The organism is Phocaeicola sp. RTP21198st1_B8_RTP21198_201120 (assembly GCF_040929485.1).
In the GTDB taxonomy this organism is placed as follows: Bacteria; Bacteroidota; Bacteroidia; order Bacteroidales; family Bacteroidaceae; genus Phocaeicola; species Phocaeicola dorei.
This window is the reverse complement of the sequence record NZ_JBCOCI010000001.1, coordinates 315885-333931: the sequence shown is the minus strand read 5'-3', so window position 1 is coordinate 333931 and position 18047 is coordinate 315885. Positions and strand designations below refer to the sequence as shown.

Here is an 18047-nt window from a genome sequence, read left to right as displayed (position 1 = left end):
AAAATAGATTGCATTTTCAGAAATCAAATTCCATCCTTAATCCTCAACTTGCCTTTTCTATATTCTTTAGGTGAAATCCCCACATATTGCTTAAAATACTTTCCAAAGAAAGACTGCGTAGGAAAGTTCAGCTGGTTCGCAATCTCCTTGATACTCAAATCCGATCCTTCAAGCAATTGTTTCGCCTCGGTAATCACCATTTGCACAATCCATTGCAAGGCACTATTCCCCGACTTCTCCTTAATGATCGTAGAAAAATAACGTGGAGTAATGTGCTGCATCTTCGCATAATAGGCAACATCACGCTCTTTCCTATACAAACGGAAAAGAGCCAGCATGAAATTCTGGAAGATCACATCCTTCTTATTCTGTGGCAAAGGCTGCATGGGTTGGTTAGCGAAATACATATTCAATATTTCATAGCAAAAAGTCTGTCCCATTGACTTAATCAACTCTAAAGTCAGGCGTTGTTGTTGCAAATTCACTTCCAGTACGTCCTCCGCCCCTATCCTTTCCTGCAAATTATCCAACAGATACTCCAAATGGATACGTTGCCTATCAGAAAGTGATATACAAGGATGGTTCCGCATAAAAAGCTGGTTTTCCACATTAATCACCTTATTAACAATAGGAATGAGATAATCCAAATCCACTTCTACCATCACTCCATCCGCATCCTCGCTCTTATGAAGCAGATGCACCAAGGTAGAAGCCATGTAAATATACACATCACCGGGCTTTATCTGAAAAAGCTTATCTTCCAGTGAAACCTCCACATTTCCCCTCCGGCAAAAGAAAAAGCCACATTTATTAAATGTAGAAATAATCTGTCCGTCTTTAAAAGTATGCGGATCACTGCTCGAAAGCACTGTAAACTGAAAAGGCATCTGTTGTCCGACCATCTATCTCTTTTATTCATTCACTGCAAAATAAATACAAATCGCAAACTTTTCAGCTATATATCTACTAGAAAATATACAAATCGGACAATTTATCATTCATATCAACCTTTTCTATCCTCTTGCTTCGGGATAACTTTGCATCAGAAAACCAATAGCATGATATATGAAACAAATTTATCTTATTCTAACAGGTATTTCCTTGATTCTACTGAGTTCCTGCACACAGCGTACCCAGAAAGCCAAAGGCTATCAGACAGTAAAAATAGACACGATCGTTTCTGCCGACAAGCAAACGTTCTTGCAATTTCCGGGAAAGGTAAAAGCCGCACAAGATATCAGCCTTGCCTTCCGGGTAAGCGGAACCATCAGCAAAATACATGTAAAAGACGGCACCCGTGTGCAGGAGGGACAATTACTGGCCGAACTGGACCCCACCGACTATCAAGTACAACTGGATGCTACTGAAGCAGAATACCAGCAAATAAAAGCGGAAGCGGAAAGAGTCATGGCCCTTTACAAAGACAACGGAACCACCCCCAACGCCAATGACAAAGCTGTATACGGACTCAAACAAATCACTGCCAAGTACAAACATCACAAAGACCAACTGGCTTATACACGGCTCTACGCCCCCTTCAACGGGTACGTCCAAAAACGCCTGTTTGAAGCTCACGAAACCATCGGAGCCGGAATGCCCGTCCTATCCATGATCAGCAGTGGGACTCCCGAAGTAGAAATAAACCTTCCTGCGGCCGAATACATCCGCCGGGACCAGTTCGACAATTATCACTGTACGTTTGACATCTATCCGGGCGAAACCTATCCGCTGAAACTAATCAGTGTCACCCCGAAAGCCAATGCAAACCAATTATACACCATGCGCCTGCAAGTAGTACCCGGAACGCCGGCTGTCCCCTCTCCCGGAATGAACACCATGGTCACCATCTCTTACCGTACAGAACAGACGAACACTCTCTCTGTCCCTACCGGCGCCATCCTGCAAAAAGAAGGCAAAGCGTATGTATTCGTCTTCAACCCATCGGACAACACAGTGCACAAACAGGAAATATCCATGCTACGTTTACTGAACAACGGACACAGCCTCATCACTGCCGAACAGCTGAAACCAGGAGAGCTGATTGTATCCTCGGGAGTACATCACATCGAGGATGGAGAAACTGTAAAACCTTTACCACTTGTCACTAACACAAATATAGGAGGATTATTATAATGGATATCAGCAAATGGGCATTCCGTAACAGGAATCTGATTTATTTCCTGATAGCGGTTCTGCTGTTCGGCGGAGCCTACTCCTGCTATCAGATGAGCAAGCTGGAAGACCCCGAAATAAAAGTAAAGCTTGCCATGGTAGTCACCACCTATCCGGGTGCTTCCGCCCACCAGGTAGAACTGGAAGTAACGGACGTGCTCGAAAAGAACATCCGCACCATGGGCAACATAGACAATATAGAAAGTTATTCATACAACGACTTATCCCTGATACAGATAGAACTGCTGAGCACCGTGCCGGACGACGAAGTGGAACAATGCTGGGACATGCTGCGCCGCAAAGTAAGCGACGCCCACGCCCTGTTGCCCGAAGGAGCCACCACCCCGATAGTCAAGGATGATTTCGGAAACGTATATGGTATGTTCTATGCCCTGACAGGCGACGGACTGTCCGACCGTGAACTGTCCGACTATGCCGAACTGGTGAAACGGGAAGTGAACGAACTGGAAGGCGTGGACCGTGTGGAACTCTACGGCAAACGTTCCGAATGTATCAACATCTCCCTGCTGCAAGACCGTATGGCAAACCTCGGTGTTAAACCTGCCGAAGTTCTCGCCACACTGAACGGACAGAACAAAACCACCTATACAGGATATTATGAAAATGGTGACAACCGTATCCGAGTCACAGTAAACGATAAATTCAAAACCGTAGAAGATATTGGAAAAATGCTGATCCAGGGACATGATGACGACCAGCTTCGCCTGAGCGACATCGCCCGCATAGAAAAAGACTACGAGGATCCCACACGCAATGAAATGTTTTATGACCATGAACGTGCTCTCGGTATACTCATCGCCGCCTCCAGTGGCTCGGACATTATAAAAGTAGGCCATGCCGTAGAAAGCAAGTTGGTCGAACTCAAAACCGGACGTCTGCCCGCCGGAGTGGAATGCCACAAAATCTTCTATCAGCCCGAACGGGTAGGCAGCTCTTTGGGAACCTTTGTCATCAACCTGATAGAATCCGTCATCATCGTAGTACTGATACTGATGATAGCAATGGGATTCAAGAGCGGCCTTATCATAGGTATCAGCCTGATCATCACCGTATTCGGTTCTTTCCTGTTCCTTTATTCGGCAGGTGGAACGATGCAACGCGTATCATTGGCTGCTTTTGTACTGGCAATGGGCATGTTGGTAGACAATGCTATCGTCATCATAGACGGCATACTGGTAGACTTGAAAGCCGGAAAAAAACGAATGGAAGCCATGACTGCTATCGGGCGACAGACAGCTATGCCTCTTTTAGGAGCCACCTTGATAGCCATTATCGCCTTTCTACCTATCTACATGTCCCCCGACACCGCAGGAGTCTACACGCGCGACCTTTTCATCGTACTTGCCGTTTCCCTGCTGTTGAGCTGGGTATTGGCACTGATTCACGTACCGCTGATGGCCGACCGCAGACTACATCCTGCCATAGATACCGGCAGTACCGGAAAGCGTGTGTACAAAGGTAAAATCTATGCCGGTCTCCGTTCGGCACTGCGGTTCGGTCTGGCCCACCGGTGGAGTTTTGTATTCACCATGATTGGCCTGTTGCTACTTTCCGCTTTCGGCTATCCATACATGCGTCAGGGCTTTTTCCCCGACATGGTTTACGACCAGCTTTACATGGAATACAAACTGCCGGAAGGAAACAACCACACTCGTGTGGCACAAGATTTGAAAGAAATAGAAACCTATCTGAAAGGACGCAAGGAAATAACCCACGTCACCACCTCCATAGGCGGTACGCCCGGACGCTATAACCTGGTGCGGAGCGTTGCCAACCCATCGCTTTCGTATGGCGAACTGATTATCGATTTCACCTCACCGGAAACCTTGGTAGAACATATAGATGAAATCCAAGCTTACCTCTCCCAAGCCTATCCGGACGCATACATCAAATTGAAAAGATACAATCTGATGTTCAAGAAATATCCCATAGAAGCGCAATTCCTGGGCCCCGACCCTGCCGTTCTGCACCAACTGGCAGACAGCGCCCGTACCATCATGGAAAATACACCGGAAGTCTGCCTTATCACCACCGACTGGGAACCTCAGATTCCTGTACTGACCATCGAATATGACCAGCCGTCTGCCCGTGCCCTCGGCCTGAGCCGCAATGATGTCAGCCTTTCCCTGCTCACAGCTACCGGAGGAATTCCCATCGGCTCTTTCTACGAAGGCATCCACAAAAACAATATCTATCTGAAATGCCTTGACGAAAAAGGAGAACCCATAGAAGATTTAGGCAATGCACAAGTCTTCTCGTCACTGCCCTCGTTGAACGGACTGCTGAACGAAGAAACCATGGTGAAACTGAAAGCCGGCACGCTTTCGAAAGAAGATTTGGTGGAAAGCATCATGGGAAGTACTCCGCTGAAGCAAATCAGCAAAGGAATTGATATCCGATGGGAAGACCCGGTAGTTCCCCGTTACAACGGTCAGAGAAGCCAGCGTGTACAGTGTTCGCCCGCACCGGGCATAGAAACGGAAAAAGCACGTCTTGCCATTGCAGAACGTATAGAGAAGATACAACTACCCGAAGGATATTCACTGGTGTGGCAAGGTGAGAAGATAGCCAGCGACCAGTCCATGAAATACCTGTTCCAGAACTTCCCGTTGGCCATCATTCTGATGATTACCATCCTGATAATGCTATTCAAGGACTACCGCAAGCCTATCATCATCTTCTGCTGTATCCCGATGATTTTTGTAGGAGTGGTAGCAGTGATGCTGCTCACGGGGAAGGTATTCAACTTCGTGGCCATCGTAGGAACCTTGGGTCTTATCGGCATGTTGATAAAGAACGGAATTGTACTGATGGATGAAATCACCCTTCAAATCAGTAAAGGGATAGAACCTGTTACCGCATTGATAGACAGTTCCCAAAGCCGTCTTCGTCCTGTTATGATGGCTTCGCTGACCACCATTCTGGGTATGATTCCCTTGCTGTCCGATGCCATGTTCGGCTCACTGGCGGCAGCTATCATGGGCGGATTGCTGTGCAGCACGCTGATTACGCTGCTCTTTATCCCTATATTATACGCCTTGTTCTTCAAAATAAGAAACGATTGATTTATTTCACTGACATACAAAAACAAGAACAAATGAAAAAAACAATGATAATCCCCTTCTGTTTTCTGTTATGGCATCTTGTCGCCCCGGCACAGGCACAGGAAACACTGAGTCTGAAAGAATGCCGTGAAATGGCATTGAAATACAATAAGGAGATGGCGGCTTCTGTAAAACAAACGGAAAGCGCCCACTACACAGCCAAGAGTTACAAGGGGAACTTCTTCCCCAATCTGACAGCTAGTGGAACGGGACTTTACAGCAATGCCGACGGCAGTTATGGCATAGCCGGAGGCAACCTGCCCGTCTTTCTGCCCGACGCCACCGGACAGTTTAATCCGGGACAACCCTCAGGTTTCGCCTATTTTCCCGGTATCAACCTGGATTACAAGATAGGATGGGTCTACATGGGTGGCATACAATTAGAACAACCCCTCTATATGGGCGGTAAAATCCGCGCCGCCTACAAAATGTCCCTGTTAGGTAAAGAAATGGCACAGATGAACGAAACCCTGACCGCCACAGAAGTCATTCTGAAAACAGACCAGGCATACGCTCTGGTAGTGAAAGCGAAAGAGATGAAAACAGTGGCCGACACATACCATGCCGTATTGGCCGAATTGCAAAAGAACGTGGAGAGTGCCTACAAGCACGGACTGAAACCTCAGAACGATGTGCTGAAAGTGCAAGTGAAACTGAATGAAAGTGAACTGGGCATACGCAAAGCCGAGAATGCTCTCCGCCTGGCTACCATGAACCTCTGCCACCTGATAGGAAAACCGCTGACCACGGAGATCCTCATTTCCGGAGATTTCCCGGAAATAGAACAGGAAATGGAATTACAGGTACTAGATATCACCCGTCGTCCGGAATACGGTATACTGGACAAACAAGTGGCCATCGCCCGCCAACAAGTCAAGTTAAACCGCAGCGAACTGCTTCCCAAAGTAGGCATCAAAGGTTCATACGACTATGTACACGGTTTGGAACTGAACGAAAAGAATTTTCTGGATAATGCCAGTTTCTCTGTCCTGTTGAACGTAAGTATTCCCCTTTTCCATTTCGGCGAACGCAGCAACAAGGTACGTGCAGCCAAAGCCAAACTGGAACAAACCCGTCTGCAACAGCAAAATCTGAACGAGCAAATGCTACTGGAACTGACCCAGGCCGCCAACAATTTGGACGAAGCGAAACTGGAAAGCGAACTTGCCGACCGTTCCCTGCGGCAGGCGGAAGAGAACCGACGCGTCAGCAAAAGCCAGTACGAAGTAGGGCTGGAAACTCTTTCAGACCATCTGGAAGCCCAAGCACTATGGCAACAGGCATACGAAACCCAAGTGGATGCCCGTTTCCAACTTTACCTGAACTATGTGGCTTATCTGAAAGCAGCCGGGACTTTACATGACAAACTGTAAAAGTCTCTACCCTGAGTTTTTGGTTCTTCTTCATTTTGGGGGCAAGTGATTTATTCATATCCCTTTATTCATCGGCTATTAGATTGTATTCGGGGATATATTATTCTCTATTTTCGAAGATTCATTCGAATGTCTTTATTGGTCGAACTTTGGTAGTGAAGTGTTGCCCCCAAAATGAAGAAGAACCCCGAGTTTTAAAAAGTGCTACCACTGCTACCACCCTTTCTTGTATAACCACCTTCCTTCTCTTTTTATTCCCAAACGGATAAGACTAAACTTCGGGAACACTTTCCTGCTTGCGCAGCACATACACCGCATGAGAGTGCTTTCCCTCTTTGTCCAATCTCTTCTCTTCGTACCAACCCTTCAGCTCATAAGCAGCCGTGGTGCGCGCCATCCCCAAGCATTCCGAATAAACCAGACGTGTAATGGAACCGTGTTCCTTCAAATAAGCTTCCAGCAATTTCCAACGCTCCTCTTTAGTATACTTCTTCCCCGTAGGCAGGAAGCCGAACTCGGCACGAAGGATATCCGTATCCTGACGTACCCTCTTGACTAACTCCGGTACCGGACGGAAGTTCACTTTCTTTATCCTCACGGATGCCGCACGTATCTCTTTCCGGTCTGTCACCTCACGCGAGGACAAGGCAAGAGAGAACGTACCCAGTCCGTCCAGCCGCACATTTTTCCCTTGCCGCAAATGGGATACAACCATATCGGCCACCTCCTGTAGCACTCCCACCACACAGCCCGCCGAATATGCGCTGTGCTTGGACAACTCCTTCACAATGTGATCGGTAGTAATCGTTTCCTTCACCACTACCGCCGGATAAAGCACCGGCTTGCCGTCCTTTTCCTTGAAAGGGTTGGCCTTGAAATCATATTTTATATCCATCATTAAAAGATTTGATCTGTATCCGTAAGCCCTTTCTGCTCTATGGTTAAGGGTTCTCTTCCTTTTGTATTCTATCTCCATAAGCTTTGGACTTAACTCCAAAGGCTATGGAGTTATCTCCAAAGCTTATGGAGTCAACTCCGCAACCTATGGAGATAGAACACATCTGGACAAAAGTACTTAATCTTTAGGGGAAAAAGGCTTAATATAACGGAAAAGATGGATTAAGGAGAAAAATAATCAGGTAGTTGGCCCCTTCGTAAAAAATAGAATGAATAAACAAAAGGATACGAAGTGATTTGATGTACACGGAAAGCAATGAAAACATTGTCTGATATAAACAGAACCGTTATAACCAATCATCTGAAAATATATTTGATATATATGAGTTAGAAAAAGAAGTCCTATGCGCAAAATCGACACTTGCAACAAAACTCTTACTGCCTTTTTGCCACATATCACTTTTTTATCGTATTTTTGTGTTGGCAACAAACTAATACCCATAATACACAGACTGATGAAAACCACCATTTTACTTGGCTTATTATTAACTCTTACAGCTTCATGCAAACACCATTCCACCCCCGTAACTACAGAAGAAAACTTCCACACCCAAGAAGCCAACCGTCTGGTAGCAGAAGCGGGAAACCTATGGTCTCCTTCTTTGGACAGCACTTTCTTCTTTAATAATGACAGTGAACATATCTCTATAAACGACAAGGAAATATGGGCCAAACTGGACAGCGCGTTAGCCATTGACCCTACCAATATAAAAGTGTATGTGGGAAGAATTAGTTATTTATCAGCGTGCAAAAAGTACCGTGAGATTCTATCTGTACTCCGGCAAGCCGAAAAACAATCCACCCTCAGTGCCGACTTATGGTCAATGAAAGCGATGTTTGAAGATTATTTCGGAGACAGCCTTACCGCCCAAAAAAATTATCGGTCTGCCGATTCCGCCTATGCCATCCTCATAAAAGAATATGCTACAGACAGCCTCAAGTATGCCAGTTTCCGCATTAACCGCGCACTGAACATGGCATTGATGACTGATAATATTGCGGTTCTTAAAGAAGAGGTGGAACTCGCTAAAAAGATATTTCCTGAGACATGGAAAGGACTTGACACTAATGTTTACGGGAAAAACAAAAAAGACTTTTTCGACAAATGCTTTAACGTCCGCAAAAAGTAATCCTGCCTGCTACATTAAGAAAATTACTAAATCATTACATTTGAAAGAACAGACCTGTAATACCTACTTTCAATACAAAGATTTTTATAGCACAAAGGTGTAACTTTCTCCCCTTTCTGCCGACTAACCTTTGGAATCTTGCTTTATGTTTTGGCTCTAAACTTTATCGGAATTATAAAACTGGAAAAAAATAAAGAATGTACTCCAATACAAAAAGTTATTTCATTGGGGCTATATTACAGGATACCCAATTGTTACCATATTCCTCGGTGTATTTTTTTATAATTACCATCAATGGTGGATGGTATTGACCATATCTATCTTGATGCTGATGGCTATTCTGACTGACTATTTCCTCTTCCATTATGTATCTGACAGAATTAAAGAGCTGACACGGGTGAACAAAGAGTTGGCAGAACTGAAAGAGGAGCATAAAGAATAATTTTTCACTCCATTATGAGGGTACTTAACCGGATATTTTATTCCTTTGTACCCTCAACTAGAATAAAAAAGCACTTTATGTTTCAGCTGTATCTGCTGCTTCGTTTAAAAAATTTTGGAAGGATAGTCATAGAACTGGGCATCTTCAGAATAGTCTTCCTTACCATCTTAACGGTGGCTGCCATCATGATATTGTTCTTGGCAGAAAACCGTTTCATCATTCCTGTGGTATGCGTTCTCTTATTGGCCAGCTATCATAATTATAGAAAAGATAAAGAGTTTCTACACACTTTAACGTCCCATCTTCCAGTCTTCCTGATCAAAGAGTATACTTTAATCACATTGCCATTTGCGGGAATGGAAATGATAAAAGGGCGATTTACAGAAGCTATCGGTTTATGGCTGTTCGCCACGTTATTGCCTTTCCTGAAAGAAATTAAGCTGGAACACAAACCTATCCGCTTACCTTTTCTCTACAAAGGAAGTTATGAATATATACGGATGTTCCGCCAATCTTTCTGGATATATGCCCTACTCTTGCTTTTTTCCATAGCAGGAACCGTACACGGAAATATAAAAATAGACAAAGTGTGTGTCGTTCTATGGGGATTGATACAGGCGTCAGGCTATCTGCAACCAATGGACACCGGATATCTTCTTCATTTCAAAAATTTCAAGACTTTATGCCGTTTCCAATCGAAAAGTATCGCATGGAATGTTTTCATCACCTCCATTCCTTTCGGCTTAGCACTTATAGCATCTACCTATGACCAAGATGAAATCCTCTTTTTCTTATCTTATTATATCGCCACCTTGATTTATGCCATTGGCATCAGTATGTTGCGCCATATCATCCCATCCCCCCTATTGCTGTTTATTGTGCAATTAAGTATATTGATGCCTTTTTATTTAGGTTCTCTTTTTGTTCCGTTTCTTTTAATACCCGGCATGGCTCTTACCACATTGTTGAGCTGCCAGACACGCAAACATTTAAAAAGATTACTATGATAGAAGTGAATGATTTACATAAAAAATTCGGTAAAGTCAAAGTATTAAACGGGATTCATTTAGAATATCACCCTGGAAAAATATATGGTTTGGTGGGTGAGAATGGTGCCGGAAAGACTACTTTATTCAACTGCATGACGGGAATCTATGATTATACTGGAAGCATAACCAAAAGCAAAACTTTAAAAGCAGGTTATCTGTCTGCATCCAACTTCTTTTATTCCCAAATCACGGGTCTTGAATACTTGGAATTCTGTATGAAGGCCAAAGGTCTGCCGGTCAGTACACTCACCATTCAACATTTAAATGAAATTTTCCAACTGCCCCTTGACAGGTATGCTGCCGAATATTCTACCGGAATGAAAAAGAAACTGGGATTTATGGCATTATTATTGCAAGAAAATGACGTATTTATTCTTGACGAGCCGTTCAATGGGGTGGACTTGAAGGGGTGTATCCTGATGAAAAGACTCATCCGGCAACTGAAAGCAAAAGAAAAGACGGTGATAATTTCATCACATCTCATTGCCTCGTTAAGGGAAATATGTGATATTATCCACTATCTGAATGAAGGGGTTATCTACAAAGAATACCATGAAGAAACAACAGAAGAGATAGAAGAGGATATATTATGCAACACTAAAAAGATACAGTCCACCTCATACTTTCAGTAAAACACACAGCACTGTCCTTACATGAAAGCTACAAGTTTAACTCCATCCCAATTCTTTTTCACCACTGATATTGCACAGATACCATAAATTCGCGGGGACGAAGTTTTACCCAAGAAGTATAATTCTGCACAGCAGAATAAAGAGTATAACGATATTGTTCCTTATTAAACAGATTCATAGCAGAAGCGGTAAACCTCCATTTTCCGGATTTATGTATCAATGAAACATCTGCAAGCCAAGTATTCAGATGCTGGTCCTTGCTTAAATCATTATAAAAATGCTCTCCGGATAACCGGAAGTCCGTATCATGAAATCCCAAACTGAGAGTCAGCCGTTGAGCTACATCCCATAAAGGGTCTAAACGGGTATCCTTTCCTATTCCGGAACCCCCACAACTGACCGTCGCTTTGTATTCAACCTCAAAAAGTGCAGAAGGGGCCCACACAATTTTAGGTTCGACGCGCAGATAGTCATACCTGTAATTCTGAACGATATTTTCATTCAACTGTTTACCTTCATTGCGTGCTAAAGTCAGTTCCAGAGAAGTCTTCAAATTCCAGTCATATACCCCTTTCGACCCTATGGTATTCAAGGCGTAACTATAAGAGGAATGATTTCTTTCCACAGACGAAAGATAAAAATTACCGTCCTTATAATTACGTTCTGCCATCAGATTATAACGATTGTGGGAATAGGAAGCTGATAAAGTCCAGAAAAATTCCTTGACAGTATTTTTGTATTCCAGATAGCAGGTATAAAGTTGCCGGACGGTTACAGCTACTTTTCCCGTGTGTTTCACCACAGTACGATAATCTTCACGATAATGGAAAGGATAGATATCCTGTATTCCTCCTTCACTCTCGTCCAGGCTGCCTGATAAGGACATTTTCCAACGGGGACTAAACTTATAGCGAAAATAAAGGGAGGGAGCGGCATAAAAACGGGAATAAGATTGCTTTGGAAGACGATTCCACCAGACAGTGGCAGCAGCGGTGAGTAAAAAATCAGTCCTCTCCCATTCTATACGGGGAATAGTATAGAAGGAATAACGAGGAGCAGAGTAACTATTCTCCTGTCTCACCGAAGAAAGTTCGCCACGAAAACCACCTGTAAGCTGGTAATTCACTCCATTCTTTTTCCGCATCCCATAAAGGGCATTATCCGTGTAGGCATTGTCGATGTTCATTTCTTCATATTCCATAGGGATAGATTCATATGTCTGTCCGGTGACAGTTCGATATGTGTTTTCGTTGATGTTATCAGGCAAATTCAATTCGTCCCTACGGTGGATGCAGGTGGCAATCAGTCTGTTATCGGCAGATGACACGGGCAGGTTGCGGTGAATCACTGTCAGTAAAGCAGGAAGATGGGTGTAACGGATATACGACCGGATTCCCCAGGTGTATTTTTCTTTGGTGTAAAGTTGGTTGAAATAATTCTTCAATTCCCATTGTGAATTTTTTATCTTTTGGAAAATAACATTATCACCCGTTATATCCGAAACTCCTGATTTCCATGTTCCTGCAAACGAAAAATTCTCACGAGTGTACCGACTTGCAGCATTATCTTCATAATTTACTTCACCATTCAGACAATCGGTTTTTAAACGGTCATGCCGGTTGGTAGCCGTATGCACCGTATCTTGTGCAAAATAATAGATTTCCTCACTTCCATATTGCCGGGTTGTGCGGTCATGAATATACCCTAACTGAAATCGTAATTGCTTTTCTTCATCCAATCGGTACAGGCGGTTGGCAGAGGCTGTATGCGTTTCATTGAATAACAGCCTTTTTTGCGACAAGGGCATGGCCGGTTCGGGTAAAGGAAGAAAAATGGGAGGATTGCTGTCCGTCACCCGGTCAAAGCTATTGCCGGATGCCAGTTTCTGTTGGTCGGAAAACAGATTCCGGCCTATATTATTTGCCTTGTAAGTATAGACAGTCTGCCGGTTACGACTCAATTGCAGTACATTGAACGAAGCGTCGTAAAGTGCTTTCTCTCCATAACCTCCCCCTGCCATAACGGTATAAATCCATTGGGAACGGACTTCGGGTTTCAATTTCAAATTCAAGGCAACGTCATCCGTAAAGGTCTTGCCACGCAAGGACTTAATGGGTTGGTGTCCTTCAATGACCTCCGCTGCCTGTACGGCATCCGCTTTCAGATTATTATTAATTTGATTATAACGACCGCCACTCACATCCATACCTTCCACATAGAGATTACTGATCACTTTTCCATTATATTTTATAGTTCCATTCTCTTCCACATTGATGCCGGGAAGTTTTTTCAACACATCACTTACATTCCGATCTTTGGAAGATGTAAAACGGGTGAGGTCATATTTCAAGGTATCCTGCCTTCCCCATACGCGCCCCGGACGAATCTGTACTTCTTTCAGCAAGACAGTTTCCTGCTCCAGTTCGATAGTTAACGGACGACTGATAAGTACCGGTATGGTCTTTTTCCTGTAACCCATATAAAATACCGTTATTGTCCTGTCTTTCAAGGATGAAGAGGAAAGTTGAAAACGTCCGTCAGCATCTGTCAAAGTATAGTTGATGATATTGCCATCCCCTCCCTGTTGCAAAGTGACGGTAGCGGATTCCAAAGGCTGACGGGTAACTTTGTCCGTTACCCGTCCCTTTATCGTGTTTTGTGCGTTTGTGTGAATATGAAGCAAAAAGCTCAACAAAGAGAGAATGATTGCTGTTTTCATCTTGTTATTTTTCAGATAATTCTATCGGATTATAAGGTAACTCAAAGTTTTTCAACGTGTTACCTTGCTCATCTTTTATCGTCAATTTTACATTGGGGGCTGTAGAAGTGATAAAGCCTACCGGGTCCTTGGCATAACGCTCATATACCTTATTCAAATCTCTACGACTGATGGATTCAAAACCTTTTCCATTGAAAAGAAGTGGTTTCGGTCCACGGAATTGCTCGATACCTGTACATTCAAATGAATAATGTCGGCGGTCATCCTCAGCCTTTATGATGAGACCTGGCAATCCACAAAGTTTCCAAGGCCCTTCACTTACAGGAATTTCCATCGTGAACCATGCCGTATAACTTCTTCCCCGGAAGTGACCAGTTGCTTTCCGGCAATGATAAGTCAGAATAGTAGCCGTATCGGGTAATAAGGTCCATACCGGTTTTTCATTCTTTTCCTCGCAACGGAAATTACTGGTAGCCAACCGGTCAAGCGTTGTCACCTTTCCCGTAGGATAGTTCTTATAAATCCGATATGTAATACGCCCGTTTCCATAAGCCTTGGCATGTTGCTGCAAGACATCTTGGGACACTTTATTAGCATAGTCGGCGATCAAAGTAGAATCCCGAAGATAAGTAGTGTAACTATAAAATTGCGAACATTTCTTTCCCACTTCCAGCATCATCGTTTCCGAATTGGGCTGACGGTCGGCCTTAGTTGTGTCCTCTACCATCTTCAACTCATACTGGGCACGGAAAACCAATTCATCTATGGGTTCGCTTTTCTTCACATCATCCATAGCGAGAATGGTTATCTGCGCCGTAGCCGGCAATGCCATGATTGCCAAAAATAACAGGTTTGCCAGTTTCTTTTTCATAATCCGAATTGTTTTTAAGTGATGAATTTTATACTGCAAAGCTAGGTCCTTCTCTCCTTCCCGATACCACAAAATTATTACTGAAATATTACGCCGATGAAAAAACAACCCTCGTGTACATTGCATATCTAAGGATAGCCCGTACCTTTGCTTTAACGAAAAAAAGAAAAGATGGAAAAAAGAATAAAAACAGTATGGATACTGACTATCATTACAGCTATACTGATAATAGGCGGTCAAGGCTATTGGCTTCACCACCAATATTGCTATTCAACGAGAACGTTCATGCAGGAACTGCATAAACAAATACTGCAACTGGAAAAAGAAGAAATGAATACACGCTATGACAAACGGACTAACAACCACAAATATACACTGAGCTACAAAATAGAAATGCCGGATTCGGTGAACCAAAACGGCAAAACAACCTGTGTCATTAGTTTTTATAGACAAAAAAGTGAAATTAATAATCTGGATTCATTGATAAAACAGAATGCATTGTTGAATGAGGAAAGTGTTATAGTCCGCGACAGTTTTCGGGTAGAGAACATTTCCAATGAAATTCTATTTGATGCAGCCACACGTTATAGAGCCGAGATGACCCACCCCTTTCGAGCTGAAAATTTTGATTCACTATTACAAGCCAACCAGATAAAACTGACAAATATCAGACTGATGCAGACTGATTCTATCCTGTGGCATGGAAGCTATACCTCTTCCACCCGATTGTTCAAACCTGAAATGTATATTGTTTATCCTTATAATCCTTTACTTAAACAGGCATTGACGGCATCCATACAGATACCTTTCCCCTCCCTTCTCCAACAAATGGCATGGCAGCTGTTGGGTAGCCTGATATTAGTTCTGCTCTTGGTATTCTGCCTTATCTACCAGATCAAGACCATTTTGAAACAACGGAAAATAGACGAAATGAGAAAAAGCTTTGTAAATACCATGATACATGAACTGAAACGCCCCGTACAAACCTTGAAAATGTGTATTGCCTTTCTCAACAACAAGTCCATGCGTACAGACGAAAGAGCAATGGATGAAGTAGTAAAGGATTCCATGTTTGAACTGGACAATCTTTCTGCCTACCTAGCCAAAGTAAGGGATATGACACGGGCTGACTATGAACACACGCCTCTCCACATCCGTACTTTTGATTTACGGGAAACCGTAAATAAATTAATCCGGCTTACCAATATACCTGCCGATAAACAGGTTACGGTTCATCCGCACTATAAAATGGAATCCACTTTGGTCATCGCCGACCCGGTACATATTGCCAACATCATCAGCAACCTGATAGAGAACGCCATCAAGTACTCCGGTAAAGAAGTCCGGATTGATTTATCCTGTATACAGAAAGGACACACCCTTACTATACAAATAACAGATAACGGAATTGGAATTCCGCCAGCAGAGCAAAGCAAGGTTTTTGATAAGTTTTATCGCGGCAGCCATATACCAGACCGAAATATACCGGGTATCGGACTAGGGCTAAGTTACGTAAAACTTCTCACCGAAGCACACCACGGATACGTATCCTTGACCAGCCAGCCGGGTAAAGGAACGACTTTCAGTATTGTATTACCTCAATAATCATTTCAACAATTCAAATTCATATAAGATGAAAACAATCAAAATACTTTTCGCAGATGATGATTTAAAATACTCCATGCTCTTAAAACGTTTTTTGGAAGCAGAAGGCTATGAAGTTACTTACGCAGGGAACGGAAACATTGCTTTACAGCAATTTCCCTTAATAAAGCCCGATTTGGTATTGCTTGATATCAATATGCCCGAACTGAACGGCTTTGAGGTAGCGGCAAAAATACGGAAACAAAATCATCAGGTACTTATTTTCTTTCTTTCAGACCGTAGCGATAAAGCCGACCGTCTGAAAGGTTTTGATCTGCAGGCCAATGATTATCTAGCAAAACCTTTTTATCCCGAAGAGCTGTTGGCACGTATCCGTGAACGGTTTCAATGTGTAGACAACAGAATTGAAACAGAAAGCTATACATTCGGGAAAAGTACATTCAACTATACCACCAATGAAATAAGGACAGGAAATAACAAGGTACTGATTACTTCCCGACAGGCTGAGATACTCCGAATATTAGCTAAAAACCTCCATGTTCCCGTAGATCGGGAAATACTGTTGAAACATGTATGGGGAGCTTCATCCTATGCCAATTCGCTGGCATTGAATGTACAAATAACCTATTTACGAAAAGCGTTGCGCAATGACTCCAGTGTGAAGATAGAATCACTGATGAAGAAAGGATATGTGTTACACATAGAAAAAGGATAAGAAAACTCTTTATAGTTCGTCATTCTTCATTTCATTCAGAATGACGAACTATAAAGAGTATCAAATTGCTGAAAGCACTCTTTTTTATAATGTACAAGTTCCTTCGACCAGCTTGCCCATCGCCCATACGGCACGGATGTTCAAATCCTGGTCAAGAATCAAGATATCGGCATCTTTTCCTTTCTGCAAGGAACCTTTACGGTCATATACTCCCATAAATTTCGAAGGAGTTTCGGAAGCCATACGGACAGCATCCTCCAAAGGAATTTCCGCCTTCTGCACCAAGGTACGGATCAAACGGTCCATGGTGGCCACACTGCCTGCCAATGCTGAACGGTCTGCCAGTTTGCACACACCATCCTCTATGATGACACGAGGATCGAAAGCCACGTTACTGTCACTGGCCGCACATGCCAAAGCATCTGTAATGACACAAGCACGTTCTACACCCTTTATCTTATAAACCAACCGTAAAATGGTAGGTGGTACATGAATGCCATCGGCCACCACTTCCACATTCATATCGTCTATCAGATAAATACTCTCTACTGTTCCTTCATATTTATACTCACGACGCTTGTGAAAACCGGGCATTGCATTATAGAAATGCGTGGCCAGCGTATAACCTGAATCCCATGCAGAACGAATGTCTTCATATTCAGCCTGAGTATGGGCCACAGATGCCACAATCCCTTTTCCCGTAATGTATTTTCCGAACTGCATAGCCCCCGGCAATTCGGGAGCTGCATCCCAACGCTTGATACAATTCCATTTCTCTACAATAGGAATATACTCATTAGGGTCCGGATCTTTAATATTCTCAGGCATTTGTCCACCAGCCATCTTGATGTTCAGATAATGACCTTCCAGGTGCAATCCCAATACCGGACTGTCCGGTTCCGCCATCAACTTGGTACAAGTTTCGGCAGCCGCCTCAATCATCGGTACGGTAGAAGAAGACAATGTTGGAAAAATACTGGTAGTACCATGTTTCATGTGAGCATTAATGGCTGTACGGAAAGCCTCTTCCGTACCTTCCATAAAATCACCGCCACCACCACCATGACAATGGATTTCCACACCACCGGGAACAACATACATACCTTTAGCGTCAATCAGCTCGGCTCCGATAACAGCTAAATCACAATTGGTAACTTCTAAAATCTTATTGTCGCGCATAAGGACAGACCCGTCCTTCAACCAGCCCTGTGGGGTAAGAATCTTTGCGTTAATGATTTGGGTCAACATGATACTATG

At 43.5% G+C, this 18047-nt stretch carries 15 protein-coding genes; 9 read left to right on the top strand and 6 right to left on the bottom strand.

Features of this window, described 5'->3' with window-relative positions; all coding sequences use genetic code 11:
* Positions 1-23 precede the first annotated feature (23 nt).
* The gene (locus AB5935_RS01190; protein ID WP_038610586.1) at positions 24-902 is read right to left on the bottom strand and encodes a helix-turn-helix domain-containing protein; all 879 of its coding nucleotides are present in this window, start codon (positions 900-902) and stop codon (positions 24-26) included.
* A 163-nt stretch (positions 903-1065) separates the two neighbouring features.
* On the opposite strand from AB5935_RS01190, the gene AB5935_RS01185 reads away from it, so the two are divergent.
* From AB5935_RS01185 to AB5935_RS01175, 3 genes are read left to right on the top strand one after another with little or no spacing between them, the layout of a single operon-like run.
* Positions 1066-2133 (top strand): efflux RND transporter periplasmic adaptor subunit, encoded by a 1068-nt coding sequence (locus AB5935_RS01185; RefSeq protein ID WP_038610589.1) that lies wholly within the window; start codon positions 1066-1068, stop codon positions 2131-2133.
* Positions 2133-5258, top strand: a complete 3126-nt coding sequence (locus tag AB5935_RS01180) for an efflux RND transporter permease subunit (RefSeq protein ID WP_038610592.1) — start codon at positions 2133-2135, stop codon at positions 5256-5258. The genes AB5935_RS01185 and AB5935_RS01180 overlap by 1 nt, the downstream gene beginning before the upstream one ends.
* A 32-nt stretch (positions 5259-5290) precedes the next feature.
* Positions 5291-6670 carry a TolC family protein gene (locus AB5935_RS01175; RefSeq protein WP_032940612.1) on the top strand — a complete coding sequence of 460 codons (1380 nt, stop codon included), beginning with the start codon at positions 5291-5293 and terminating at the stop codon, positions 6668-6670.
* A gap of 271 nt (positions 6671-6941) precedes the next feature.
* On the opposite strand, the gene AB5935_RS01170 is transcribed toward AB5935_RS01175, so the two are convergent.
* Positions 6942-7568 (bottom strand): HU family DNA-binding protein, encoded by a 627-nt coding sequence (locus AB5935_RS01170; protein WP_323755032.1) that lies wholly within the window; start codon positions 7566-7568, stop codon positions 6942-6944.
* A 43-nt stretch (positions 7569-7611) separates the two neighbouring features.
* Positions 7612-7731: a hypothetical protein gene (locus tag AB5935_RS28415; protein ID WP_007832045.1), complete on the bottom strand. Its 120-nt coding sequence runs from the start codon at positions 7729-7731 to the stop codon at positions 7612-7614.
* A 351-nt stretch (positions 7732-8082) separates the two neighbouring features.
* Here AB5935_RS28415 and AB5935_RS01165 point away from each other — a divergent pair, with 351 nt between their 5' ends.
* From AB5935_RS01165 to AB5935_RS01150, 4 genes are all read left to right on the top strand, one after another.
* Entirely contained in the window at positions 8083-8757 is a 675-nt protein-coding gene (locus AB5935_RS01165; protein WP_038612477.1) for a hypothetical protein, read from the top strand.
* 301 nt (positions 8758-9058) lie between these two features.
* Positions 9059-9199 (top strand): hypothetical protein, encoded by a 141-nt coding sequence (locus tag AB5935_RS01160; protein ID WP_007832035.1) that lies wholly within the window; start codon positions 9059-9061, stop codon positions 9197-9199.
* Positions 9200-9276: 77 nt separating this feature from the next.
* Positions 9277-10206 carry a hypothetical protein gene (locus AB5935_RS01155; RefSeq protein ID WP_038610595.1) on the top strand — a complete coding sequence of 310 codons (930 nt, stop codon included), beginning with the start codon at positions 9277-9279 and terminating at the stop codon, positions 10204-10206.
* Positions 10203-10880, top strand: a complete 678-nt coding sequence (locus AB5935_RS01150; protein WP_007832030.1) for an ATP-binding cassette domain-containing protein — start codon at positions 10203-10205, stop codon at positions 10878-10880. Before AB5935_RS01155 ends, AB5935_RS01150 begins: the two co-directional genes overlap by 4 nt.
* 58 nt (positions 10881-10938) lie before the next feature.
* Here AB5935_RS01150 and AB5935_RS01145 read toward each other — a convergent pair whose 3' ends face one another.
* Together AB5935_RS01145 and AB5935_RS01140 are read right to left on the bottom strand one after the other, a co-directional pair.
* Positions 10939-13599, bottom strand: coding sequence for a carboxypeptidase-like regulatory domain-containing protein (locus AB5935_RS01145; protein ID WP_038610598.1), 2661 nt, complete (start codon positions 13597-13599; stop codon positions 10939-10941).
* Between the two features lie 4 nt (positions 13600-13603).
* Entirely contained in the window at positions 13604-14470 is an 867-nt protein-coding gene (locus AB5935_RS01140) for a GLPGLI family protein (protein ID WP_038610601.1), read from the bottom strand.
* Positions 14471-14641: 171 nt separating this feature from the next.
* Between AB5935_RS01140 and AB5935_RS01135 the strand changes: the two genes are divergently transcribed.
* Both AB5935_RS01135 and AB5935_RS01130 read left to right on the top strand, forming a co-directional pair.
* Positions 14642-16075: a sensor histidine kinase gene (locus AB5935_RS01135; RefSeq protein ID WP_038610604.1), complete on the top strand. Its 1434-nt coding sequence runs from the start codon at positions 14642-14644 to the stop codon at positions 16073-16075.
* Between the two features lie 28 nt (positions 16076-16103).
* Complete coding sequence (locus tag AB5935_RS01130; protein ID WP_038608128.1) at positions 16104-16790, top strand: response regulator transcription factor; 687 nt, start codon at positions 16104-16106, stop codon at positions 16788-16790.
* A gap of 84 nt (positions 16791-16874) precedes the next feature.
* On the opposite strand, the gene nagA is transcribed toward AB5935_RS01130, so the two are convergent.
* The gene (nagA, locus tag AB5935_RS01125) at positions 16875-18038 is read right to left on the bottom strand and encodes an N-acetylglucosamine-6-phosphate deacetylase (protein WP_008672042.1); all 1164 of its coding nucleotides are present in this window, start codon (positions 18036-18038) and stop codon (positions 16875-16877) included.
* Positions 18039-18047: the final 9 nt, after the last annotated feature.

Excerpts from the sequence above, each read along its gene's own strand:
- AB5935_RS01190 (WP_038610586.1), bottom strand. The coding sequence starts at position 902 with ATGGTCGGACAACAGATGCCTTTTCAGTTTACAGTGCTTTCGAGCAGT.
- AB5935_RS01185 (WP_038610589.1), top strand. The coding sequence starts at position 1,066 with ATGAAACAAATTTATCTTATTCTAACAGGTATTTCCTTGATTCTACTG.
- AB5935_RS01180 (WP_038610592.1), top strand. The coding sequence starts at position 2,133 with ATGGATATCAGCAAATGGGCATTCCGTAACAGGAATCTGATTTATTTC.
- AB5935_RS01175 (WP_032940612.1), top strand. The coding sequence starts at position 5,291 with ATGAAAAAAACAATGATAATCCCCTTCTGTTTTCTGTTATGGCATCTT.
- AB5935_RS01170 (WP_323755032.1), bottom strand. The coding sequence starts at position 7,568 with ATGATGGATATAAAATATGATTTCAAGGCCAACCCTTTCAAGGAAAAG.
- AB5935_RS28415 (WP_007832045.1), bottom strand. The coding sequence starts at position 7,731 with ATGTGTTCTATCTCCATAGGTTGCGGAGTTGACTCCATAAGCTTTGGA.
- AB5935_RS01165 (WP_038612477.1), top strand. The coding sequence starts at position 8,083 with ATGAAAACCACCATTTTACTTGGCTTATTATTAACTCTTACAGCTTCA.
- AB5935_RS01160 (WP_007832035.1), top strand. The coding sequence starts at position 9,059 with ATGGTATTGACCATATCTATCTTGATGCTGATGGCTATTCTGACTGAC.
- AB5935_RS01155 (WP_038610595.1), top strand. The coding sequence starts at position 9,277 with ATGTTTCAGCTGTATCTGCTGCTTCGTTTAAAAAATTTTGGAAGGATA.
- AB5935_RS01150 (WP_007832030.1), top strand. The coding sequence starts at position 10,203 with ATGATAGAAGTGAATGATTTACATAAAAAATTCGGTAAAGTCAAAGTA.
- AB5935_RS01145 (WP_038610598.1), bottom strand. The coding sequence starts at position 13,599 with ATGAAAACAGCAATCATTCTCTCTTTGTTGAGCTTTTTGCTTCATATT.
- AB5935_RS01140 (WP_038610601.1), bottom strand. The coding sequence starts at position 14,470 with ATGAAAAAGAAACTGGCAAACCTGTTATTTTTGGCAATCATGGCATTG.
- AB5935_RS01135 (WP_038610604.1), top strand. The coding sequence starts at position 14,642 with ATGGAAAAAAGAATAAAAACAGTATGGATACTGACTATCATTACAGCT.
- AB5935_RS01130 (WP_038608128.1), top strand. The coding sequence starts at position 16,104 with ATGAAAACAATCAAAATACTTTTCGCAGATGATGATTTAAAATACTCC.
- nagA (WP_008672042.1), bottom strand. The coding sequence starts at position 18,038 with ATGTTGACCCAAATCATTAACGCAAAGATTCTTACCCCACAGGGCTGG.